At 72.9% G+C, this 22,437-nt stretch carries 16 protein-coding genes; 3 read left to right on the top strand and 13 right to left on the bottom strand.

What is annotated here, in order from left to right; all coding sequences use genetic code 11:
- Positions 1-13: 13 nt before the first annotated feature.
- The 6 genes from AC5R91_RS06530 to AC5R91_RS06505 all read right to left on the bottom strand — a co-directional run bounded on the left by AC5R91_RS06530 (position 14) and on the right by AC5R91_RS06505 (position 12,024).
- Positions 14-5,485 (bottom strand): diguanylate cyclase, encoded by a 5,472-nt coding sequence (locus AC5R91_RS06530; protein WP_495396231.1) that lies wholly within the window; start codon positions 5,483-5,485, stop codon positions 14-16.
- A gap of 161 nt (positions 5,486-5,646) precedes the next feature.
- Entirely contained in the window at positions 5,647-6,894 is a 1,248-nt protein-coding gene (locus AC5R91_RS06525; RefSeq protein WP_495396230.1) for a PP2C family protein-serine/threonine phosphatase, read from the bottom strand.
- A gap of 225 nt (positions 6,895-7,119) precedes the next feature.
- Positions 7,120-7,341 carry an SDR family oxidoreductase gene (locus AC5R91_RS06520; protein WP_495396228.1) on the bottom strand — a complete coding sequence of 74 codons (222 nt, stop codon included), beginning with the start codon at positions 7,339-7,341 and terminating at the stop codon, positions 7,120-7,122.
- A gap of 1 nt (position 7,342) precedes the next feature.
- On the bottom strand, positions 7,343-8,338 hold the full coding sequence (gene sigJ / locus AC5R91_RS06515) for an RNA polymerase sigma factor SigJ (protein ID WP_495396227.1): 996 nt from the start codon (positions 8,336-8,338) through the stop codon (positions 7,343-7,345).
- 152 nt (positions 8,339-8,490) lie between these two features.
- Positions 8,491-8,946, bottom strand: a complete 456-nt coding sequence (locus AC5R91_RS06510) for a carboxymuconolactone decarboxylase family protein (RefSeq protein WP_495396226.1) — start codon at positions 8,944-8,946, stop codon at positions 8,491-8,493.
- 357 nt (positions 8,947-9,303) lie between these two features.
- Positions 9,304-12,024: an ATP-dependent RNA helicase gene (locus tag AC5R91_RS06505; protein WP_495396225.1), complete on the bottom strand. Its 2,721-nt coding sequence runs from the start codon at positions 12,022-12,024 to the stop codon at positions 9,304-9,306.
- A 108-nt stretch (positions 12,025-12,132) separates the two neighbouring features.
- Between AC5R91_RS06505 and AC5R91_RS06500 the strand changes: the two genes are divergently transcribed.
- Positions 12,133-12,567: a hypothetical protein gene (locus tag AC5R91_RS06500; protein ID WP_495396224.1), complete on the top strand. Its 435-nt coding sequence runs from the start codon at positions 12,133-12,135 to the stop codon at positions 12,565-12,567.
- A gap of 17 nt (positions 12,568-12,584) precedes the next feature.
- On the opposite strand, the gene AC5R91_RS06495 is transcribed toward AC5R91_RS06500, so the two are convergent.
- From AC5R91_RS06495 to AC5R91_RS06485, 3 genes are all read right to left on the bottom strand, one after another.
- Positions 12,585-14,006: a glycoside hydrolase family 27 protein gene (locus tag AC5R91_RS06495; protein ID WP_495396223.1), complete on the bottom strand. Its 1,422-nt coding sequence runs from the start codon at positions 14,004-14,006 to the stop codon at positions 12,585-12,587.
- 184 nt (positions 14,007-14,190) lie between these two features.
- On the bottom strand, positions 14,191-14,532 hold the full coding sequence (locus tag AC5R91_RS06490) for an acyl-CoA dehydrogenase family protein (RefSeq protein WP_495396222.1): 342 nt from the start codon (positions 14,530-14,532) through the stop codon (positions 14,191-14,193).
- A gap of 170 nt (positions 14,533-14,702) precedes the next feature.
- On the bottom strand, positions 14,703-14,996 hold the full coding sequence (locus AC5R91_RS06485) for a hypothetical protein (protein WP_495396221.1): 294 nt from the start codon (positions 14,994-14,996) through the stop codon (positions 14,703-14,705).
- Positions 14,997-15,298: 302 nt separating this feature from the next.
- Here AC5R91_RS06485 and AC5R91_RS06480 point away from each other — a divergent pair, with 302 nt between their 5' ends.
- Together AC5R91_RS06480 and AC5R91_RS06475 are read left to right on the top strand one after the other, a co-directional pair.
- On the top strand, positions 15,299-15,658 hold the full coding sequence (locus AC5R91_RS06480; protein WP_495396220.1) for a N,N-dimethylformamidase alpha subunit family protein: 360 nt from the start codon (positions 15,299-15,301) through the stop codon (positions 15,656-15,658).
- Positions 15,655-18,018, top strand: coding sequence for a N,N-dimethylformamidase beta subunit family domain-containing protein (locus tag AC5R91_RS06475; RefSeq protein WP_495396219.1), 2,364 nt, complete (start codon positions 15,655-15,657; stop codon positions 18,016-18,018). The genes AC5R91_RS06480 and AC5R91_RS06475 overlap by 4 nt, the downstream gene beginning before the upstream one ends.
- Before the next feature lie 31 nt (positions 18,019-18,049).
- Here AC5R91_RS06475 and AC5R91_RS06470 read toward each other — a convergent pair whose 3' ends face one another.
- The 4 genes from AC5R91_RS06470 to AC5R91_RS06455 are packed head-to-tail and all read right to left on the bottom strand — an operon-like array spanning position 18,050 to position 22,234.
- Positions 18,050-19,267: a cytochrome P450 gene (locus AC5R91_RS06470; RefSeq protein WP_495396218.1), complete on the bottom strand. Its 1,218-nt coding sequence runs from the start codon at positions 19,265-19,267 to the stop codon at positions 18,050-18,052.
- Positions 19,267-20,529 carry an NAD(P)-binding domain-containing protein gene (locus tag AC5R91_RS06465; protein WP_495396217.1) on the bottom strand — a complete coding sequence of 421 codons (1,263 nt, stop codon included), beginning with the start codon at positions 20,527-20,529 and terminating at the stop codon, positions 19,267-19,269. The genes AC5R91_RS06470 and AC5R91_RS06465 overlap by 1 nt, the downstream gene beginning before the upstream one ends.
- A complete protein-coding gene (locus tag AC5R91_RS06460; protein WP_495396216.1) occupies positions 20,529-22,013 on the bottom strand; it encodes an NAD(P)/FAD-dependent oxidoreductase in 1,485 nt (494 codons plus the stop codon). The genes AC5R91_RS06465 and AC5R91_RS06460 overlap by 1 nt, the downstream gene beginning before the upstream one ends.
- The gene (locus AC5R91_RS06455) at positions 22,010-22,234 is read right to left on the bottom strand and encodes a ferredoxin (RefSeq protein WP_495396215.1); all 225 of its coding nucleotides are present in this window, start codon (positions 22,232-22,234) and stop codon (positions 22,010-22,012) included. Before AC5R91_RS06455 ends, AC5R91_RS06460 begins: the two co-directional genes overlap by 4 nt.
- Between the last annotated feature and the right edge of the window lie 203 nt (positions 22,235-22,437).

The raw sequence follows: 22,437 nt of genomic DNA, 5'->3' as shown, positions 1-22,437 counted from the left end.
ACTGGCGCGTCGGTCACCGGAGCTGCACGGCGACCCGGTCGCGCCCGCCGTGCTTGGCCTCGTACAGTGCGGCGTCGGCGCGGGCCAGCAGGTCACGCAGGCTTCTGTCGCCGGGTGACCGCGGGGTGAGGCCGACGCTCAGCCGGATGTCGAGCGGCCCGACGGAGGTGTCTATCGGGTTCTGGGCGAGAGCGTTCCGTAGCCTCTGCCCGAGGGGCTCGGCGGTGGTCACGGGCCCGGACATCAGCACGGCGAACTCCTCCCCGCCGACCCGACCGATGAGGTCCTCGTCGCGGAACGCCAGCCGGATGCGCCGGGCGACCTCCGCCAGGACCTCGTCCCCGACGAAATGTCCGTAGGCGTCGTTGACCTGCTTGAAATGGTCGATGTCGACCATCGCCGCGCTCACCGGTCGGCCCGCGGCGGCATGGGCGGCGAAGACATGGTCCGCCCGCTCGAGGAAGTGGCGCCGGCTGGCCAGGCCGGTGAGCTGGTCGGTGGCCGCGAGGCGCTGCACCTTCTCGAACAGCCAGGCGTTCTGGTAGCCGATGACCACCTGATCGATGATGGTCTGCGCGATCTGGATGCGCGTCTCCCCGTAGCAGTCGGGTGTCCGGGAGGCGAGCACGACCACCATCTCGATGTTTTCCCGCAGCGGGACGGGCGCGGCCAGCCAGCTTCGGGCCGCCTGCCCGCCGCCCGGCAGCGCCATCGCGTCGGCGGTGGCGACGACCTCGCCGCGGTCGAAGGCGCGCGCGATCGGGCCGCCGGCCGCCGGGCGCAGTTCGGTTCCGACGACCCCGTCCGTCACCTCGCCGTGCGTCGAGCTGATCCGGACGGTTCCGGCCACCCGGGTCAGCACCCAGGCGACGTCGAACGGCAGGACGTGCCCGGCCGCCGCCAGGACCCGCCCGAGGATCTCCCGGGTGTTCAGGGTCGAGGTCGCCTCCAGCGTGACGTTGCGCATCGTCTCGGCCAGGTCCCGCTGCCGGCGTTCCGCCGCGACGACCGCCTGCAGCCGGGCCGCCTCGGCCATGTTCAGCGACAGTCCCACCTGTTTGGCCAACGTGATGAGGATCCGGGCGTCGTCGGAGTCGAACAGTCCCTTGGCGACCCGGCTGTCCACGTAGATGACGCCACTGCGGCCGCCGTCGACCGGAACCGGCGCGGCGAGGATGCTGCGCAGTCCGTACTGGACGGCGCTCTGGGAACCGAGGGCGGCCCCCTCGTCCGTGCCCGTGACCACCAGCGGCCGCTGCTCGGCCTGGACCCGTTCGACGACGGTCGTCGCGATGCCGCGCGGCCCCTCGTCCGGCCCGAGGTCATCGGTCTGTTCGGCGTGACGCTCCGCGTAGAGCCGCAGCCGCCCCGAGTCGCGTTCGCGGTCGGCCGGGTCGGGCAGCAGCAGCAGCGCCCGGTCCGCCCCGAGGATGGAGATGATCTCGTCGAGGGCCACGGTGGCGACGGCCTGCGGCGTCGTCTCCCGCCCGGCCGCCGCGCTCACCTGGAGCACCGCGTCGAGCCGGCGCCGGTCCCGGGACGCGGTGGCCGGTGACGCCGCGCCGCTTGCCTCGGCGAACGACAGTCCCCGCTCGGTCAGCTCGAACTCGCGGTACACCTTGTGTTCCCGGCCAGACCAGCCGTACCTCGCGGCCACCTTCGCCGCCAGTTCCGCCTCGGTGGTGGCGCGGTCGGGCTCGTCGAGCGCGCGCAGGCAGCGGGCCCGTTCCAGCAGGACGTCGAAGCGGACCCGGGGCAGGTCGAGGGTGCGGGCGGCCCGTTCCGCCGCGTCCAACAGGTCCAGCGCGCCGGCGTGGTCGCCGGCGAGCTGGCGGTCGACGGCCCGCAGCACCCGCAGGTCGGCGGCGAACGGCGGGTAGGCCGCCGCCCGGCGGGCCTCGTGCAGCGCACGCCGGGCGGCTCGATGCCGCCGGGTGCGCAGCGGCCCGGCCGGTGCGGCGCGCGCCTGCTCCAGTCGGCCCCGGGCCTTGGTGATCCAGAACTTCCGGAAGAACCCGGGCACTCGCCAGGACGGCAGGACGACCGCGTCGCCCACCTCGACCGCGGCGTCGAAGTTCGGACCGAAGTCCTCGTCCTCGACCTCGAGCTCGGCGACGTCGCTGCAGATCAGGTAGCGGCGGATCCGTTCGGTCTCGGGTTCGTCGTCGAGCGCGCCGAGCCCGGGATGGGGAACCGGAGGGTAACGCAGGGTGCGGGCAAGTCTCGCCCGCAGGATGGCGAGGTCCGCCTGCACGCGATCTCCATGCGGCCTGATCTCGCAGCTCGCCCACGCCTCGCGGTCGTGGCCGCGCAGCGCGAGGCTCCGCACGAGGATCGAGTAGCTGCTGGTGAAGAAGAAGGTCTCGATCCACCGGTGAGCGCGCCGGAACGTGTCCTCGGAGTCCCGCTCACCCGCGACGTTGCGGCCGAGGAACAGCAGCGCCGCGGACGTGTACAGGTAGGCCTCAGCCCGCAGCACCGGGTCCTCGCTGTCCGCCACGAGGTCCCGCAGCCGGGTGACCCCGCGCTCCACCACCCGGGCGCGCCGGAAGTCCGCCGCGACGAGGACGAAGCAGCCGTGACTGCGCACGTACTCCTCGCCCGAGCCCAGCCGCTGGCTGGGGTGGACGGCCGACATCATGAAGGCCAGCATCGGGCCGATCCGTCCGGAGATCCATTCGCTCAGGATGCCGATCTCGTACAGGCGGCAGCGGATCTCGTGCAGTTCCCGGCGTTCGCCGCGGGCTCCGCCGAAACCCGTCCACGGCCGTCGGCAGGTCATTCCCGCCACCCACCGGCCCGTGCTGACGGCAGCCATCGCCGCGGGATTGGCCGGTATTCCGCGGCCGATCTCGGCCAGGCCCCGGTGGACGTAGTCCAGTGCCGCGGCCGTCCGGAACTCGGCGAACTCGACCCCGGCCAGTTCCAGATAGGCGCGGGCCCGCCGCCGCGGGTCGGCCTGCGAACGAAGCGCGCGAGTGAAATGGGTCCGGGCGTCCGCCGGCGCGAGCGTACGCGCGGAGGCCAGCGCGAAACCCTCCTCGAACTCGGCGTCGGGCTCGATGCGCGCCTCGTCCGCGGCCGTCTGCGCGGCCCGGTAGAGGGCCACGGCCTCGTAGGGCGCCGGGGTGGCCAGTGCCGCCGCCGCGGCGGCCGAGGTCAGCCGGAAGCGACGGTCCGGCGCGATCTGCCCGGCGACGGCATGCCGGGCCAGTTCGTACGGGTGGCCGCCGTCCCCCGCACCGTCGGCGTCGAGGACCTCGACGAGGCGTCGGTGCGCGGCCGTCCGCTCCCGCGGGCTCATGGTGGACAGCAGTGCCTCGTGGACACAGTCATGGACGAAGGACCAGGTCCCGTCCCGGCCGCGGGCCGCGAGCTGACGGGCCTCCGCCTCGGCGGTCGCCATCGAGATCGCGGCGCTGGTCTGGCCGCTCGCGGCGGTCAGCAACGCCAGGTCGAAGCCGCGGCCGATCACGGCGGCGACCCCGAGGATGGCCGCGGCGGTCGGGCTGAGCGCGTGCACCCGATGGCGGATCAGGTCGAGGACCTCCTCGGGCAGCGGCAGCGAGTCCAGGCCGGTGCGGTCGAGGGTGAAGCGGCCCCAGTCGGGCCGGACGAGCCCGGCGTCGATCACGGCCCGGACGTACTCCGCCACGGCCAGCGGGTTTCCGGACGACCGCACGGCGACGTCCCGCGCGAAGGCGTGGTCGGTGATCTCGCCGAGATAGTCGCGGATCACCTCCGCGACCTCGTGCTCGTGCAACGGCCCGAGCGTGATGTCCCAGCTTGTGGCGGATCCGGCCGCCACGCGCAGGGCCGGATCCCGGGTGGAGTTGACCAGCAGCAGCGGCACGGGCTCGGTCGAGGCCGTGAGATCCTCGAGGATCTGCCGGTCGGCCGGGCCCAGCCAGTGGGCGTCGTCCACCCAGATGACCAGTCCGTGGCCGTGGATGGCGAGCCGGCTGAGAAAGCCGACGGCGGCCGAACGGAAGCGCGGTTCGCCGGCCTCCGCTTCGCCGGCCGCGCGGTCCACGCCCAGCGCACGGGCCAGCAGCGGGTGCACGCGGGCGAGCAGCGCGGCATCGGGGCCCGCGGCCGACACCATGCGTGCGACCAGGTCCCCCCGTCGCGGCTCGGGCACGACCGCCAGGCCACGCAGGTAGCCGTCGATCAGATCATGCAGCAGCGCCAGGGGAGCGGAGGCGTTCGCGGCGCACCGCCCGCGCAGGATCACCGGACCGTCCGCCGTGCCGTCGACCGGGCCGTGCGAGGCGAGCAGGTCCTGGATGAGGAGGGTCTTGCCGGCGCCGGCCTCCCCGATGACCGTCACGACGCCGCGTTCCCCGGCGGGACATCGGTCCTCCGCGAGAGGTCGTTCCTCCAGGAGAGGTCGTTCCCCGGCGGGACGTCGTTCCCCGGCGGGACATCGTCCTCCCGTGAGAGATCGTCCTCCCGTGAGAGATCGTCCTCCCGTGAGAGATCGTCCTCCCGTGAGAGATCGTCCTCCCGTGAGAGATCGTCCTCCCGTGAGAGATCGTTGTCCGGCGAGACATCGCGTCCACGCCTGCCGCAGCAGCGCGCGTTCGCTGCGGCGGCCGATGCAGCGACCCCGGACCAGTGTGTCCGGGTCGCCCGCGCCGGCGGGCGCGGCCCGGTCGACCGTGGGGTGCGCGGGAGCGGCCGCGCCCGGTGCGAGCGGCGTCAGCGCGGCGACGACGTCCAGTGCGGACTGGTACCGGTCGTCCGGGTCCTTGGCCAGTAGCCGAGTCACGACCGCGGCGAGTTGCGCGGGGACCTCCGCGCGCACCTGCGTCAGGGGACGGGGCGTCGCTACGGCGTGCATGCGGAGTAGTTCGGCGGTGTCGTCGGCCTGGAACGGCGGCGAGCCGGCCAGGCAGGTGTAGAGCACCGCACCGAGGGCGTAGAGGTCGGAGCGCGGTTCGACCGGCCGTCGCAGCATGCCGGTCTGTTCCGGGGCGCCGAACAGAACCGTGCCGACGGCCCGGTCGGCCGGTGGCCCGCCGGCCCGGGTCATCAGCCCGAAGTCGAGCAGGGTGGCCTTCCCGTCCGGTCCGATCATGATGTTCGCGGGCTTGACGTCCTGGTGAACGAGGCCGCGCCGGTGCGCCTCGGACAGCGCCGACGCCACGTCCAGCGCCACCCGCGTGGCCTCGGTGACCCCCAGTGGCCCCGCGGCGATCCGCGCCTTCAGCGAATCTCCCTCGACCAGGTCCATGATGAGAAACGGGTGATCCGCCGTGTGCCCGGCGGCCCGGACCCGAGCTATGTTGGGATGGTTTATGCAGGCCAGAATGGTGGCCTCGCGGGCGAACGCACGCACGACGGTCTCGTCGCGCGCCACCGCCCGAAGCGGCACCTTGACCGCATAATTCCGGTCCTCCCGCTCCGCCCGATACACGACGGAGTAGGCACCGCGCCCCAGCTCCTCTCGGATCAGGACGCCGGGTATCTCAAGCTGAACCACACAGCGTCACCTCGTCCGCGCATACGCTCCACCTGTCGCGGTCCGTACCGACTCACCCCGGACCTGGTGACTGTCTCGCGATATGCGGGTGATCGCATGTCGAGCCCGGGTGGCGACGACGGCCAGGATCCGCCGGCCGGGCGCCCTCGGCGTCCCGTTGGTCACAGATCCACGCTGGCAAGATGATCGGCGGTACCCCCGCGCCACTCGACCAGGAAGAGGGTCGCGTCGTCGCTTGTGATCCCGCGCCGTTCCCGCATCAGCGCGTGGGATACCCCGCGTACCACCTCCCGCGGATCTCGACCCTGAATGCGCTCGACAATGTCGATCAGGTGCTCCTCGCCGAACTGTTCGCCGCCGCTTTCGTGCTCCTCGACGAGACCGTCGGTGAAGAACAGCACGCGGTCGCCGCGCCGGAGCTTCTGCTCGCTGATCTGCGGTGCGTCACCACCGAAGCCGACCGGCAGGGTCCCCGGACTCTCCAGGGCCTGGATGACCTTGTTGCCGCGGATCAGCAGCGCGGATGGGTGACCTGCGTTGACCCATTGCAGGTGACCTGTTCCGACGTCCAGCCGCATCATCTGCGCCGTGACGAAATGGTCGGGTCCGAACTGATTGTTGATGGCCGCGTCCATGAATATGTAGAGTTCGGCGAGCCCGATGCCGGCGCGCCTGGCATGCCGGTAGGCGCCGATCGCGACCGTCGCCAGCACGGCGGCGTCCAGGCTGTGACCCATCGCGTCGATGATGGCCACGTGCAGGATGTCGTCGTTGAGGGCGTAGTCGAAGCTGTCGCCGGCGATGTCGTAGGCGGGTTCGAGAATGCCGGCCACCGCGACCTGCGGGGTGAGCATGCTCAGCGGGGGCAGCAGCGACCATTGGATCTCCGCGGCGACGTTCATCGATTCGCGGCGCCGGGCCTGGAAGAACTGGTCGGTGTAGTTGCTCTTGGTGACCAGGATGTCGGCGACGAGGCCGGCGAGCCGCCGCAGCAACCGGTGGTCGTCGTCGTCGACGGTGTCGAGGGTGAGAGCGAGCACCCCCACCTGGTCGCTGCCGTCCAGCAGGGGCAGGTACATCCGGATGCCGTCGGCGAGAGGATGTTCGACCACCGTCGCGCGAAGGAATGCCGTGCCGGCGGGGGAGTCGTCGATCGGCTCGGGTTTCCCGACCACCAGGTTCCTACCCGGTAGCGGCGTCAGTACCAACTGCTCATAGTCCTGCAGCAGGATCGAGACGCGCCGGCCGCCGATCCTGTTCACCTCCTCCGCCACCAGCGGGGCGATCAACTGCGGCGGCATCTCGTGCGCGCGGTCCAGCAGCAGGCCCAGCAGTCGCTCGCCGAACCCCTCCGACCGATCTACCGGGACCCTGCGAGAGCCCTGCCCGCCTGTCGCCACCGTGGCCATCCCCTGTCCCTCGCCGGCCCTGCATAGCTGTGCGAGCCTTTCCGGGCGCCGCCAACCGGTCACGTCGACACCCCGCCGCACCGTTGACCGATGGGCAGGAGAACAGCGAAACCCCGGGTAAGTAACGGCGGATACGAGGGGATCTGAACCAGGCGGCGATTCTTTGCTACGTCGGCCCCGTCCGTTCCGCTTCCGGCCGGATTCGACGACGGTTCCACGCCGAGTTCAGAGTTGCGAGCCGCCTCCGTCCACGGCGATCTCGGCGCCGGTGGTGAAGGTGGCGTCAAATGCGAGGAACGCGACTGCCCTGGCGATCTCGTCGGGGTCGCCGAAGCGCTGCATGGGGATGTCCGCGATCATCTGTGCCTTGGCCTGCTCGGCAGCCTCCTTCGGCAGCGACCTGTCCAGGATGCCGGTGCCGCCTTCCGTGCATTCGCTCGAACCCACCTCACGGGCAGTACTGGGCGCCGTCCGCGCCTGGGAGTAAGCCATGGACGTTGCGTGCCGAGTAGCGAGGTCGCCGTCCTGACGGACCATCCACGTCGCCCTGCCGTTCATGGGCCGTGAGGTCGAGCCGCGCGAGGCGGCCGGGGTCGACGAGGGCGTAGATCTCGGCGATCCGCTCGTCGGCGACGGTGAATCCCATGACCGAGACCGGCTTTTCGTCGATGGTGATCACCACTCCGGCGGCGCCGTTGACCAGTACCGGGTGCACCATCGCCGCGGGCTGGGCGAACATGAGCGCCCGGCGGGCGACGTCGTGCGCCCCGCGTACCACCGCCGAGGCCGGTGGCGGGCAGGCCCCGCCGTCGGCGCGCATCACGACGTCGGGGTCGAGGACCGCGACCAGGGACTTCACGTCGCCGCCGCGGGCCGCGGCGAAGAACGCGTCGACGACCCTGCGCTGGACGGCATGGTCGGCGTCGGGGATGGTGGCGTCCCGCGCTCGCACCCGCCGGCGAGCTCGGCTGGCGAGTTGGCGGGCGGCCGCCGGCGAGCGATCCACCATCGGGGCGATCTCGTCAAACGGTAGGTCGAACAGGTCGTGCAGCACGAAGGCCAGCCGTTCGGCGGGAGCCAGGGTGTCGAGCATGATGACCAGAGCGAGTCCGACCGAGTCGGCGAGCAGGGCCTCCTGCTCGGGCTGCCCCGGCCCGGCGGACGGGACGGGACCGATGATCGGATCGGGCACGTGGACGCCGACCAGGTCCTCGGGACGGGTCCTGCGGGCCCGAAGGACGTTCAGGCAGATCCGGGCGACGACCGTGGTCAGCCATCCGCCCAGGTTCTCGACGCCGCCGACGTCGGATCGGCTCAGGCGCAGCCAGGCGTCCTGCACCGCGTCGTCCGCCTCGTCGACGGAGCCGAGCATCCGGTAGGCCACGGCGCGCAGGTGCCCCCGGTGCTCCTCGAAGCGCCAGGCGAGCCGTTCCCGTTCGTCCATCGGTCAGGATCCTCCGTCGGCGGTCGGCGTCCTGCCGGCACAGCCCAGGTGCTCGGGTTGGTGGGGGCCGGATCGCCTGCGCCTACCGGGCGAGCCGACCCCGATCCCGGCTCCAGGACGGCTGCCTGGCCCTGGCTGGCCCCAGGAGTCGGTCATCCCCAGGAGCCGGCGACCTGCTTCGTGACGGCGTTCAGTCGGTTGAAGACGTTCGTCGTCGCGATCTTGAGGATCAGTGCGGCCATGCCACGGTCGTCGTAGTGCCCGACCGCCTCGTTCCAGACGTCGTCGGGGACTGGATCGGTGCGGTCGCTGAGCCGGGTGGCGGCCTCGGCGAGCGCCAGCGCGGCCCGCTCGGCGTCGTCGTAGTAGCTCGTCTCCCGCCAGGCCGCGACGGCGCCGAGCCGTTCCGGGGCCTCTCCGCTCTTCAGCGCGTCCCGGAAGCCGGCGTCCACGCAGGCGCTGCAGCCGTTGATCTGGCTGACCCGCAGATGCACCAGCGCCATGGTCGTCGGCGACACACCGCCCGTCTCGCTGGCCGCGTTCAGGGCCGCGATCGCCGGCCATGCCTCGGGGATGACCGCCGCCGGGTTCTTCATCCGTGCTGTCACCGTTTCAGATCCTCTCGTCCGCCCACGTCTCCGCGGCGCCTTCCAGCACCCGTCACCTCTCTGACCCGCGGCGCGGCGCACATGTGACAGCGGAGGGTCCCGTGGCCCTGGGGAGCCGAGAAAGGCGGGCTTACCCGGGTCGATGCAGCGACCGAGACTCCCGCTGCCCACGGTGTTCCGCGGAACCGCGCCACGCTGCCGAACTCCAGCCTCGGCCCCAGCTCGACTCCCAGCGTTCAGATGTTCCGCGGAACCGCGCCATCGCCGGACACGACACCAACTCCGACGATCATGACGTGTCCACGTGTCTACGCCTCGACCCTGATCACAACCGAATCCGCGGCCTGGCCGCGGGCGCTAGCCGCGGGTGCGGGGGGCGACGCGGCGGGTGGGGGGCGCGGTGGTGGGGTCGTCGGGCCAGGGATGGCGTGGGTAGCGTCCCCGCAGTTCGGCGCGGACCTGCGGGTAGCCGGTGCGCCAGAACGACGCCAGGTCGCTCGTCACGGCCACCGGACGGCCCGCCGGGGAGAGCAGGTGCAGGACGACGGAGGCGCGGCCGTCCGCGACGGCCGGGACCCGTTCCCAGCCGAACACCTCGGCGACCTTCACCGCGAGGACCGGGCCGTCGGGGCCGCTGTAGTCGAGGCGCACCCGCGACCCGCTCGGCACCTCCAGCCGCTCCGGCGCCAGCGCGTCCAACCGGGCGGCCTGCGGCCAGGGCAGCAGGCGGCGCAGCGCCTGGCCGGCGTCGATGCGCCCCAGGTCCGCCCGCCGGCGCACGCCGGCCAGATCCGGTCCGAGCCAGGCGGGCGCCGACGCCAGCAGGGCGGCGTCGCCGACGTCCGGCCAGGGATCGCCGAGGAACCGGTGGCAGAACGCGAGCCGTTCCCGCAGCCCCACCGCGTCGCGGGTCCAGCGCAGCGCCGCCAGTCCCTCGCGGCGCAGCCCGTCGAGCACCGCCGCCGCAAGCAGGGCCGGACTGGGCCTGGTCAACGGGTGTTCGGTCAGGACGATCGCGCCCAGGCGCTCCACCCGGCGGGCGACGACGTCGCCGCCGGACCAGGCGACCTCGTCGACGGTACGTCGCAGCGCGGCGCCCGCCTCGCCCGCGGTCGCCTCGTCGAGGGCGACGGCCAGGCGCACCCGCGCCGACGCCCGTCCGGCCCCGCGGTCGGCGACCGCGATGGCCAGCCACTGCGCGCCGGTGAGCGCCGAGCCGGCGGTCAGCTCCGCGGCCGTTCCCCCGGCCATCAGGTACGCCGTGCCGCCGGAGGCGCGGGCCCGCGCGAGCCGTTCGGGGAAGGCGAGCCCGACCAGGAGCCCCGCCGCGAGGTCGTCGGCGAGACCGCCACCGGGCGGTACGGGCCGCGCCGCGCGGTCGCCGGCGACGCTGGCACCGGGTGGCCTGGGTCGCGTCGCGGGGGCGCCGACGACACCCGGTGGTCCGCCGTCGGCGGGGACGGCGGGGACGGCGTTGGCGGGGACGGCGGCGTCGGCGGCCGAGCGCAACCGCCGCGACTCGTCGCGCCAGCGGGCGGACGCGGCCCGGTCGGCGTTCCCCCGAAGGCGGCGCCATGCGGCGAGGAGGTCGTCGGACTCGGAGCCCGGTCCGGCGCCGCCCGCCGGGCCGTCCCCCGACAGGATCGCCACGATGTCGGCCGCGCGCCGGGCGCCGACGACGGGCGCGCCGGCGAGCAGGGCGCCGGCGAGCCGGGGATGGACCCCGACGGAGGCGATCAGTCGTCCCCGCGGTGTCACCCGGCCGGCGTCGTCGAGCGCGCCGAGCGCCCGCAGGGAGGCCCCGGCGGCGTCCATCGCGCCCGCCGGCGGGTCGCTGAGCAGGTCGAGGCCGTCGCCGCCGGGATGACCCCAGGCCGCGAGGTCCAGGGCGAAGCCGGTCAGGTCGGCGACGGCGATCTCCGGTTCGGCCTGGGCGGGCAGCCGGTCGTGCTCGGCGGCGGTCCAGCAGCGGTAGACCCGGCCCGGTGCCTCGCGGCCGGCCCGGCCGGCGCGCTGGCCGGCGGACGACCGGGACACCCGTACCGTCGCCAGCGAGCCCAGCCCACGGGCGTGATCCATGCGTGGGGACCGCGCCAGCCCGGCGTCGACGACCACCCGCACCCCGGGCACGGTGAGGCTGCTCTCCGCCACCGCGGTCGCCAGCACGACCCGCCGGCGCGGCCCGGGGCGCAGGGCCGCGTCCTGCGTCCCGCCGGACTGCCGGCCGTGCAGGGTCAGCACGTCGACGGTGTCGCGGTGGCCCGCGAGCCGGCCGGCGACCGCGGCGATCTCGCCGGCGCCGGGCAGGAAGACGAGCACGTCCCCGGAGGTCTCCCGCAGGGCTCGCCCGACCGTCGAGGCGACGTGGTCGAGCAGCCGCGGGTCGACCCGAAGGCCGTGCGCGGGCGTGATCGGTCCCGGCGGCGGAGCCCAGACCACCTCGACGTCGAAGCGCGCGGCGTCGGCGCCGACGACGGGCGCGGGCGGTCCGGGCGCGCCCAGCACAGTGGCCAGCCGTGGGGTGTCGGCGGTCGCCGAGGTCGCGAGCAGCAGCAGGTCGGGCCGCAGCGCCGCGCGGACGTCGAGCGTGAACGCCAGCGCCAGGTCGGCGTCGAGGTGGCGTTCGTGGCACTCGTCGAGGATCACCGCGCCGGTCCCGGGGAGCTCCGGGTCCCGTTGCAGCCGCCGGACGAGGACCCCCGTCGTGACCACCTCGACCCGGGTGGACGGCCCGACCCGGCGCTCCCCGCGGATCGTGTAGCCGACGGCGTCGCCGACCTCACCGCCGACGAGCCACGCCATCCGCCGCGCCGCCGCCCGCACCGCGATCCGCCGCGGCTGGGCGACCACGACCCGGCCCGTGACCTCGTCGGCGAGCGCGAGCGGAACCAGCGTCGTCTTGCCCGTCCCGGGCGGTGCGACCAGCACCGCGACCCCGCCCGCGCCGCCACCCGGATTCGCCTCGTCCGCACCGGTGGCTGGAGCGGGACGGCCGCCGCCGGTCAGCGCGGCGATGAGCGCGGGCAGGACGTCCCGTACGGGCAGGTCCGCCCCGGTGACGGCGCGGTCGGGCAGCATGCGCCCAGTCTCCTCGGCAGGCCAGAGCCGGTGGAGGCGGCGTTCGGGACGCCACTTTCTGGCAGTCATCTGTCAGATAATCATGGACGGCGCGGCGAGTGGTCGCTAGTGTCCGGATCGTCGGACACCGGTGGCGTCCTGGGACGGCCGGTTCTCGCCGAGGAGGGGAAACCGGACGTGGCCCGCGCGCTTTTCCTGGTCCTGAGCAATCCCGTCGACGGGCGGGACGACGAGTACAACAAGTGGTACGACGAGGTGCACATCCGCGACGTCTGCGAGGTCCCCGGCGTCGTCTCCGCCCAGCGCTACCGGGTCCGGCCGGACGTCCCGCCCGCCGACGTCGTACCTGCCGACGGCGAGGCCGGTGACGGTCGCCTGCCACAACGGCACCTGGCGGTCTACGAGCTCGACGACGATCCGGCGAAGGTGTTCGGGGAGTTCATCACCCGGGTGGGTGACGGTCGCCTGCCGCTGAGCGACACCCTGGACATGTCCAGCGTCGTCATGTCGGTCTGGGAGCCCGGCGCCCGCTGGCCGGCGTGAGCCCGCGGCCCGCGCACTCAGGGTGTGGCGGGGGTGGGCGGCGCGGGGGAGTGTCGGACAGGGCTGGCTCCGGCGGAGGCGGGCGCGGCGGGGGCGGGCGCGGCGGGGGCGAGGCGGAACAGGGCTGCGGCGTGCGGCGCGAGGGTCAGGGGTAGCGAGCCGTCGGCGGTGGTGGTCGCCGTGCCCGTCCACAGGTCGGTGGCGCGGTAGCCGGCGGCGGTGCCCGGCAGGGTCAGCTCGCCCCGGGTGAGGGTCGTGGCGCGGGCGGAGTCGCCCCGGTTGACGGCCAGCACGGCCGTGTCACCGCCGGCCAGCGGCCGGGTCCACAGCAGGAGACCGTCGCCGCGGGGCACTCGGGCCGGTGCGGCACCGAGTGGGTCCTGGTCGACGGCGAGCACGGCCGGGTTCGTGAGGATCGCGGCCGTCGCCGCGGTCATCCCGGTCAGATCGTTGCCCGCGAGCAGCGGGGAGGCGAGCATCGACCAGATGCTCATCTCGCCGCGGGCCTCGGTGTCGTCGAGGGTCGCCGCCGGGGTTGCCGTGGCCAGGCCGGCCAGCTCGCGCACCACGGGGTTGACCGTGGCCGGAGTCAGGCCGATCGCCAGCATGTCCAGGTCGTTCCAGTGGCCGGGGCCGCCGTCGGGCGCCCAGGCGCGGGCGGCGTCGAGGTTGTCCGTCGTGCAGACGCCCGGGTAGCCGTCCATCGGCTCGGTGGACGCCCAGCAGGGGGCGTGGTCGTTGGTGACCCGCCACAGGTGGGCGACCCGCGGCGCCCAGGTCCACGCCCGCCCGGCCGCGGGATCGCCGTCCGAGGACGGGTTGATGCTGAACACGACGGGCCGGCCGGTGGCGTCGAGCGCGGCGCGCATCCGACTGAAGCCGGCGATCAGCCACCTGCGGGCGTCGGTGCCGGCCGGGCGCAGGTCCGGGTAGCCGCAGGCGTCGTACTTGAGGTAGTCGACCCCCCACGCGGCGAAGGTGGCGGCGTCGGTGGTCTCGTGGCCGAAGCTCCCGGGCAGCCCCTGGCAGGTGGTGCGGCCAGGAGAGGCGTAGAGGCCGAAGCGCAGGCCGCGGGCATGGACGTACGCGGCGAGGGCGGCGATGCCGGCGGGGAACCGCGTGGGATCGGCCACCAGGCGCCCGTCGCCGCCGCGGGTCGGCGCCATCCACCCGTCATCGACGATCACATAGCGATATCCGGCGTCGCGCATCCCCGAGCGGACCAGGGCGTCGGCGGCGGCCCGGAGGTCGCTGTCGCGCACGCTCCCGCCGAAGGCGTTCCAACTGTTCCAGCCCATCGGCGGGGTGCGGGCGAGTCCCGCCGAGACCTGCTGGTTCGCCGTCGAGTCGAGCACGACCGGGACGCCGCCGCCGTCGCCGCGCAGGCCCACCAGCAGCACGGCGACCAGCGCGCCGAGTGCCACGGCAGCGCGCGCCACGCGAATTCTCCGCAGGCGGAGGCCCTCGGCGGGCAGGCCGCTCTCGGCCGGGAGGCCCTTCGCGACGGGGGGATCGTCCGCGGCGTGCGACCGTGGACCGGCGACGGTCACGGCCACCATCCTGCCGCCGACCGCGGCCGGTGCGCGTGCGAGCCGCGCTACACGGGCGGCCGAGATGCCGCCGTCAGTCCACGGCCCACAGGACGCGGCTGACGTCGCGGCCGAGCAGCCGGGCGACGGTTTCGCGGTGGACCTCGTCCGGGCCGTCGTAGATCCAGGCGTACCGGGCCCGCCGGTACATCACGTCGAGCGGGGTGTCGGCGGTGACGCCGAGGGCGCCGTGGACCTGAATGGCCCGGTCGATCACGTCGTGCAGGAGCTGGGCGCCGCGGACCTTGACCAGGCCGATCTCCACCAGGGCCCGGGAACCGGAGTCGACGGCCTGCGCCGCGGCGATGTTGAGGTGCGCGGTCTGTTGACATAGAAGGACATTCAGCGTGGACGAATATGCGACCGATCGGCCCACTTGGGTGGACGAGCTTGCGGCTGCCAAGTACGACTTGCAGCTCACCGGGAACGTGCATGTCAGCCTGCCGCATCTCGCGGCGGAGACATTGGCGGCCGGGTTCGTGGATGGTGCGCCCCCACTCGGGTGCGCACCATCCGTCTGCCCGGCCGGTCAGGCTATCCGGCTGGTCAGGCTATGAGGTTCACGGTGAGGGTCTGCCCGACCAGCGGTCGATGCAGGTTGACGGTCGTGCTCGGGTAGGTCCTGGTGCCGGCGACATCGCACCGCACCTCGACATTCCCCATGCTGGGAAGCTGCGGGTTGCCGAAGACCACCGAGAACCGTCCTCCCGTACCCACGGACGCGCCGTGAGACTCCCCGGCACCGGTGATCTTCAGTGATTCGGCGGAGCCGAACTTGCACTTGACGGTACCGGCCACCGTCAGCGGATTGTTGATCGTGCCGGCGCCTGCTGGTGTCATCGGAATGATGGCCAGTGATGCTCCGGTCCCGGCGATCAAAACGAGAGCCCTGATTCTTGACAGTCCTCGCATGGTACACCTCCGACGCCATCGAATACCTGCCGGCGTGGCGGCTGGTGTACCCGACCGCGGAGCAACTCACACGCCGACACCACCCGGCCGGGACCGCTGGATTCTCCGCGTGGATACCGCGGTCGCCGTCCAGCCGGCACATCTCGGTCGATACAGGCGCTGTCGACTGCTTCCGTGGGCCGCCGGGTACAACCCCTGGGTGGGGCTGCCTGATGACGAGGAGGGATACAGTGCCGCTGTCCAGCCAGGAGACGCTCGACGGGATCGTCGCCGCGCGCTTTCATGAACGCAGGTACGTCGACCTGCGGCCGACGCTGACACCCGAGCTCATCGCGGAGCATGAGCACCAGCCGTTTGGCCAGCACAGCGACGCGCTCCGCCGGGTCCTCACCTATCTTGGATCGTTCGCCATTCCGGGCAAGCTGATCGTCGAGTACGGCGGCGACGAGCGGTGGTACGTATCCCGATTCACCACCGCCCCGGCGGGTCTGCGTACCGAACGGGTCGCCGGCCCCTATGCGACCGAGGACGAGGCGGTACACGCGGTTTTCCTGCGCCGGCTCCGGCAGGTCTTCGGTGTCGTCGCATGAGCGGCGAAGGTTTGGCGGATTCCTTCCCGATCTGGGTTCTCGGCTACTGTGACGACATCATCGTCCGCCCCGGTCAGGAACTCACCTTCCGGGTCAGCGGGCGGGGGGCCGAGACCTTTCGGGCGGACCTCGTCCGGCTGCGCCACGGCGACACCACTCCAGGCGGTCCGGGATTTCGCGAAACGGAGCTGGACTCCGAGGTCAACGACGTGTACCCGCTCCTGGACCAGCCGGCCCATGTCGGGTCGTACGGCCGGCTTCCCGGCGCCCGCGACATCCTGCGCTCACCGGATGGTTCGCTGACCCTGTTCGCCTTCGTTCAGCCCACCACCGACGGGGCCCGGCAGCCGGTGCTGTCCGCCTGGGACGCCGCCAACTCGACAGGCGTCGCGCTGGTACTGGCCGAGGGGCTGCGGCCCGCTCTCGTCTTCGGCACGGGCCGGGATTCCCGCTGCCTCACCGCGCCCGCCGGCCTGCGGGCCGCCACCTGGTACGCCCTGGCGGCGAGCTGGGATGGCGCGACCGGCCTTGCCGCCGTGACCGCGGTGCCGGTGGTGAATCCGTACAACAGCCGGTTTGGCCGGCTGGTGGCCAACCACGTGGTGCAGGTCACCGGCACGCTGGACGGCCCGCCGGAGATGCCGGCGGTCGACCTGCTCCTCGGCGCCCTGGACACGACCGACGGGGCCGTCGTGCGGGGGGCGTACAACGGCAAGATCGCGCTCCCGGCGGTCTACCGGCGGGCCCTGACCGGCGACGAGGTGCGCCGGCTGGCCACCAGCGGCAACGCGCCGACGGTGACCGACGGGCTCACCGCCTGGTGGGATCTGTCCGCCGGAATCGACAGCACCGAGATCCTGCCCGGCGCTGCCCCGGGGCCCGAGCCTGGCGCCGGTCCCGGGGTCGGCTCCGGCGGCGGCACCGGGGCCGCCGGCAGGCTGGTGAACATGCCCACCCGGGCCGTGACCGCCCATAACTGGGACGGCTCCTCCTACAACTGGACGGCGCATCCCGAGTTGTACGGCGCGGTGCACCTCCACGCCGACGACGTCGACGACACCGGTTGGGCGCCGACCTGCACCCTGCCGGTGGGCGCCGACCTGCCCTCGGGGGTGTACGCCCTGCGGCTGCGAGCGGGTGGTTTCGAGGACCACGTGCCGTTCCTGGTCGGCCCGGCCCCGGGTCACGAGAAGTCGATCGCTCTGCTGCTGCCCACCGCGAGCTACCAGGCCTACGCCAACGAGCACCTGTCCAGTGGTTCACCCCTCGGGCAGGCCGTCGGCGGCCACACGCCGCTGGTACAGCCGTTGGACGTGTTCCAGCTCGAACACGGCGGGTTCGGACGATCCACCTACGACCTGCATGCCGACGGCAGCGGCGTCGCCTACACCTCGCGGCGCCGGCCGATCCTGAACATGCGCCCGCGGTACCGGTTCACACACATGGGGACGTGGCAGTTCCCCGCGGATCTCTATCTCGTCAACTGGCTCACCGAGAAGGGATACGACTTCGACGTCATCTGCGACGAGGACGTCCACCGGTGTGGCGTGGCGGCGCTGCGGCCGTACCGGGTGGTCATGACCGGCACTCATCCCGAGTACACCTCCGAGTCGATGCTCGACGCGTACGAGAACTACCTCGGCGGCGGCGGGCGCGTGATGTACATGGGCGGTAACGGGTTCTACTGGGTCGCGTCCTTCCACCCGGAGAAGCCCTGGGTGATGGAGGTCCGCAAGGGCGAGGCCGGCTCGCGGGCCTGGCAGGCCGCGCCCGGGGAGACCCTGCACTCCACCACCGGCGAGAAGGGCGGGCTGTGGCGCAACCGCGGCCGCGCACCGCAGAAGGTGTTCGGCGCCGGGTTCACGGCCGAGGGATTCACCGGATCCTCGTACTATCGGCGGATGCCGGACAGTGCCGAGGCTGAGGTGTCCTGGGTCTTCTCCGGGGTGGGCGAGGAGGAGCTGATCGGCGACTTCGGGCTGGAGCGCGGCGGCGCGGCCGGCCAGGAACTGGACCGTGCCGATGTCCGCCTGGGCACCCCGCCGGGCACGTACCTGCTCGCATCCTCGGAGTACCACGACGACTCCTACCTGTTGGTGGTGGAGGAGATCGGTTTCATGTACCCGGGGCTCGGCGGCAGTGAGCACCGGGATGTCCGGGCGGATATGACCCTGTTCGAGACCGAGTCCGGCGGTGCTGTCTTTTCGACCTCTTCGATCGCCTGGGCGGGAAGCCTCTCGCACAACGACTATGACAACAACGTCTCGCGGATCACCGCCAACGTTCTCGATCGTTTCCTGAAGCAGGGGTCCGGCCACCCGGTCAACCGACATCGGCCAGGTGGCCGCCCGTCGGCCTGACCGGGAGTCCGGATCGGTGCCGCCGTGCTGCTCAGCGGGTGACCATGAGCCGGCGGACGCCGTAGTTGGTGCCGGTGAAGTCCATCGGAACCTCCGCCAGCGGGGTGGCGAGGCGCAGGTCGGGAAAGCGCCGGAAGAGCGCGGGCAGCACGGTCTTCAGCTCGGCGCGGGCGACGTTCTGGCCGAGGCAGGCGTGGACGCCGTAGCCGAAGCCCAGGTGGCGGACCATGGTGCGGTCGAGGTCGAGGGCGTCGGGGTCTCCGAACGCGCGGGGGTCGCGGTTGGCGGCGTTCATGGCGACCACGACCAGTTCGCCCTTGCCGATGTGGGCGCCACCGAGGTCCAGGTCCTCCGTGGCGACCCGGCCGAGGCCGAACTGGACGATGGTCAGGTAGCGCATGAGCTCCTCGACCGTGGTCCCGATCTTCTCCGGGTGGTCGGTCAGGTCCCGGCGCTGCTGGGGATGGGTGAGCAGGGTGAGCGTGGACAGGCCCATCATGGCGGCCGTGGTGTCGTGCCCGGCGAACAGCAGCAGGACGCCCAGGCCGACGAGCTGCCGCTCGGTGAGGATCGACCCCTCCGCGTCCGCCTTGCCGATCAGTTCGGCGAGGATGCCCTCGGTGTCGCCGGTGCGGCGCTTGTCCGCGACCAGCGCGGTGATGTAGTCGACCAGCCAGTGGGCGCCGGAGTCGCGCTCGGCGCGGCTGACGCCCATGTCCATCATCACCTCGGTGGCGTGGTGGAAGCCGTCGCGGTCGGCGTAGGGGACGCCGAGCAGTTCACAGATCACCAGGCACGGGATGGGCAGCGACATGGCCTGGACGAAGTCGAAGGTCTCGGGTCCGGCGGCGATGGCGTCGAGATGCTCGGCGACGATCCGGTCCAGGTAGGGCTGGAGCCTGGTCTGCACCGCCTTGGGGGTGAAGCGGGCGGTGAGCAGCCGCCGGTAGGCGCCGTGGTCGGGCTCGTCCATCATCACGAAGCCCGCGTCGAACGGCGCGTCGTCACCGGCCTCGGCCTGCTCGCCCTCGGGGGCGTCGTGGCGGCGGCGCTTCGCGCTGAAGCGGGGATCGCTGAAGACCTGGCTGCCCTCCTCGAAGCGGGTGACCAGCCAGCCGGTGGAGCCGTTGGGGAAGCGCGCCCTGACCACGGGCTGGTTCTCGCGCAGCTCGGTGTACGGCGCGGGCGGATCGAGGGGGTGGGCGGGGTCGCGGGTGATGGGCTGGTCGACGAGGTGCTGCGTCGTCATCACTGCTCCTTCGCGTTGTTGGCCTTGACGGCGGTGTGGGCCTCGACGGCGGCCGTGACGCCGGCGTGGGTGGCGGTGGCCTTGCACCAGCCGGTGTAGACGGCCAGGTGCAGGACCGCCTCACGGAGTTGGTCGGGCGTGAGCTCGTCGTTGACCAGCCCGCCGGTGGCGATGATCTGGACGAGTTCGGGGCGACCGACGGTCGCCGCGACGCCGAGGGTGAGCAGCCGGCGGTCGCGTACGGACAGGCCGGGTCGGGCCCAGACCTGGGCGAACAGGTAGTCCACCGTCTCGTCGGTGAAGGGGTCGCACGCGCCCTGCACGCCGGCGCTGAAGCCGGGGCCGTAGACCTGGTCCATCATCTCCAGGCCGTATCGGTGCAGGTCGTCCCCAGGATCGGCGGTGCCGTTCCGGTCGTGCGGGTCGTGCAGGTCGAGGGTCTGGTCGGCGTGGGTCCGGGCCGCCTCGACCAGGGGCACGTCGACGGCCAGGGCGGCAGCGAGGTCGCGGGCGGCGTCGAGGTCCTTGGTCATCAGCGGTTGGATCTTCCGTCCGGCGGCCTCGGGCAGCGTGTCGTCGCAGCCGCGCAGCCGCAGCAGGGTGAGCAGGGTGTGGCCCTCGGGGTCGGCGGTGTCGATGACCTCGGCGAGCCGGGCGGGATTCACGCCCGCGGCACGCGCGAGGGCCGTCGCCTCGAACACGGCGCGCCAGCTTCCGTAGGTGACGACATTGCGGGCGATCTTCGTGGCCATCCCGGCGCCGAGCGGGCCGCAGTGCACGACGCGCCTCGCCCAGTCGTCCAGCACAGGCCGCGCGGCCTCCACGGTGGCCTCGTCCCCGCCGACGATGGCGACCATGCCGTGGTCGGCCGCCCGGTCGCCGGGGGTCACCCCGCAGTCCAGGAAGCCCACGTCATGCCCGGCGCACAACGCCGCGAACTCGTGGACGACCGGCAGCGCGACGGTGGACAACAGGACGATCGTCAGCCCCGGGTGGGCGCCCGCCAGCAGCCCGTTCTCCCCGCCGATGACGTCGCGCGCCTGGTCGGCGGTGACGACGGCGACCATCACGACGTCGCTGCTTCTCGCCACCTCCGCCGGCGAGCCCAGCGGGTCGCCGACACCGGGCAGGCCCGTCGACGCGCCCGGCCGCACGTCATGGACCGCGGGAACCCGGCCACGCCGGGCCATGCTGACGGCGACCCCGCCGCCGATCATCCCCAGGCCCACCACACCGGCCCGCAGCGTCTTCGTCTCCGCCATCACGCGTCCCTTCCACTGATTGCCGGTCCGCCGCTGATTGCCGGTCTGCCGCTGATTGCCGGTTCACCGCTGAGTGCCGAGCCGCCGCTGAGTGCGGAGCCTGCACTCGTGGCTTGATCCACGATCGCGACTCGATCCGCGATCGTGACCTGATCCGCGATCGTGGCCTGATCCGCGATCGTGACCTGATCGGCGCTGGGGGCCTGGCGTGCGCTGGGGGTCGGATGTGCGTCGGGGGTCGGACGCGCGCCGGGGGTCGAACGTGCGCCGGGGGTCGGGGCGAGGTCGGCCGCGCTCGGCCATGGGGCCCGCTCGGTGACCAGCGGGCGGTACCGACGCGTGGCCCGGGGCATGTTGACGCCGGCGGCGCCGCGGACCCGGCCGTCGCGGCCGAACAGCGCCGTCAGCCGGCGCTCGGCGAGGCTGCCCTCGACGATCCGTACCTGGTCGCAGCCCCGGAGCCAGCCGTAGATCTGAATCTTCAGGTCGTACTGGTCGGACCAGACATACGGGACCGGATCGAAGGGGGTCGCGCGCTCCGGCCCGGCGAGGATGTTACGGGCGACGGCCAAGCCCTGCTCGGCGGCGTTCGCGCGGTGCTCGACGCGGACGCGCTCACCGGTGCGCGGGTGCGGCCACGAGGCGACGTCGCCCGCCGCCCACACGCCCGAACCGGCGTGGAGGGTGGCGTCGCACTCCACCCCGTCGCCGACTGGGACGCCGCTCGCGGCGAGCCAGGCGGTGTTGGGGCGGGCGCCGATGCCGACCAGCACGGCGTCGGCCTCGACGGTCCGGCCGTCGGCCAGCCGCACCCCGCTGGCCCGGCCACCCTCGGTCAGGACGGCGTCGACGAGAACGCCGGGGACGATCCGCACCCCGTGCTCGGCGTGGACCTGGGCGAGCATGGCGCCCAGGTCGGGGCCGAGCGCGTCGGCCAGCGGCACCGGCGCATCGGTGACCATGGTGACCTCGGCGCCGGCCTCCCGGGCGACGGCGGCCGCCTCGGCGCCGACGAAACCGGCGCCGACGATCACCAGTCGGCGTCCGGGCCGCAGCTCTCCGCGCAGGTCGAGTGCGTCCTCCAGCGTGCGCAGGACGTGCACGCCAGCGACGCCGTCGGTGCCCGGCAGCCGACGGGCGGCGGCCCCGGTGGCCACGACGAGCGCGTCGTAGCCGACCCGGTCGCCGTCGGCCAGGGCGACCTCGCGTGCCCCGGTGTCCAGGGCGACGGCCGCGGTGCCCAGCCGCAGGTCGAGCCCGAGCGCGTCGAGCGCCTCGGCGCTGCGCAACCGCAGGCGGTCGGCGTCCCACGCGCCGGACAGGAGCTGCTTGGACAGCGGGGGCCGGTCGTAGGGAAGGTGGGGTTCGTCGCCGATGAGCGTCAGCCGCCCGGTGTAGCCGTCGAGGCGCAGCGCCTCCGCGACGCTCAGACCGGCGGCCGAGGCACCGACGACGGTGACCCGCGACGGGGCCGCGCCGCTCACCCCTGTGCCTCGATTCCCTGCGCCTGGATTCCCTGCACCTGGATGGCGGCGGCCGGGCAGACCGCGGCGGCCTTGCGCACATTGTCGTGCTGGTCGGCTGGCGGGTTGGCATCGAGCAGGATCACGATGCCGTCGTCGTCGCGCTGATCGAAGACATCGGGGGCGGCGAGCACGCACTGACCCGCGCCGCAGCACTTGTCGACATCGACTGAAATCTTCATGGGAAACCTCCGGGCAAGCCCCTTCCTGGGGCTGTGCCGACCGGGGGGCTGGCAGATTTCGTGGTCTCGGTCACCTGTCGACCCCGGTCACCTAACTAAGTTAGGTCGGACTGTACCCACGCTTCCTGGTGCGGGCAAATCGCGCCGAATTAATGGCGACATCTATGCTTCGGCCGGACACTGGCCTTTCTGCGCCACTACGT

This window comes from Frankia sp. BMG5.60 (assembly GCF_059428125.1).
The sequence above is the reverse complement of the archived record's forward strand: the minus strand, read 5'-3'. Positions and strand labels throughout refer to the sequence as shown.

Excerpts from the sequence above, each read along its gene's own strand:
- sigJ (WP_495396227.1), bottom strand. The coding sequence starts at position 8,338 with ATGGACGAACGGGAACGGCTCGCCTGGCGCTTCGAGGAGCACCGGGGG.
- AC5R91_RS06475 (WP_495396219.1), top strand. The coding sequence starts at position 15,655 with ATGAGCGGCGAAGGTTTGGCGGATTCCTTCCCGATCTGGGTTCTCGGC.
- AC5R91_RS06470 (WP_495396218.1), bottom strand. The coding sequence starts at position 19,267 with ATGACGACGCAGCACCTCGTCGACCAGCCCATCACCCGCGACCCCGCC.
- AC5R91_RS06465 (WP_495396217.1), bottom strand. The coding sequence starts at position 20,529 with ATGGCGGAGACGAAGACGCTGCGGGCCGGTGTGGTGGGCCTGGGGATG.
- AC5R91_RS06505 (WP_495396225.1), bottom strand. The coding sequence starts at position 12,024 with ATGCTGCCCGACCGCGCCGTCACCGGGGCGGACCTGCCCGTACGGGAC.
- AC5R91_RS06485 (WP_495396221.1), bottom strand. The coding sequence starts at position 14,996 with ATGACACCAGCAGGCGCCGGCACGATCAACAATCCGCTGACGGTGGCC.
- AC5R91_RS06455 (WP_495396215.1), bottom strand. The coding sequence starts at position 22,234 with ATGAAGATTTCAGTCGATGTCGACAAGTGCTGCGGCGCGGGTCAGTGC.
- AC5R91_RS06525 (WP_495396230.1), bottom strand. The coding sequence starts at position 6,894 with ATGGCCACGGTGGCGACAGGCGGGCAGGGCTCTCGCAGGGTCCCGGTA.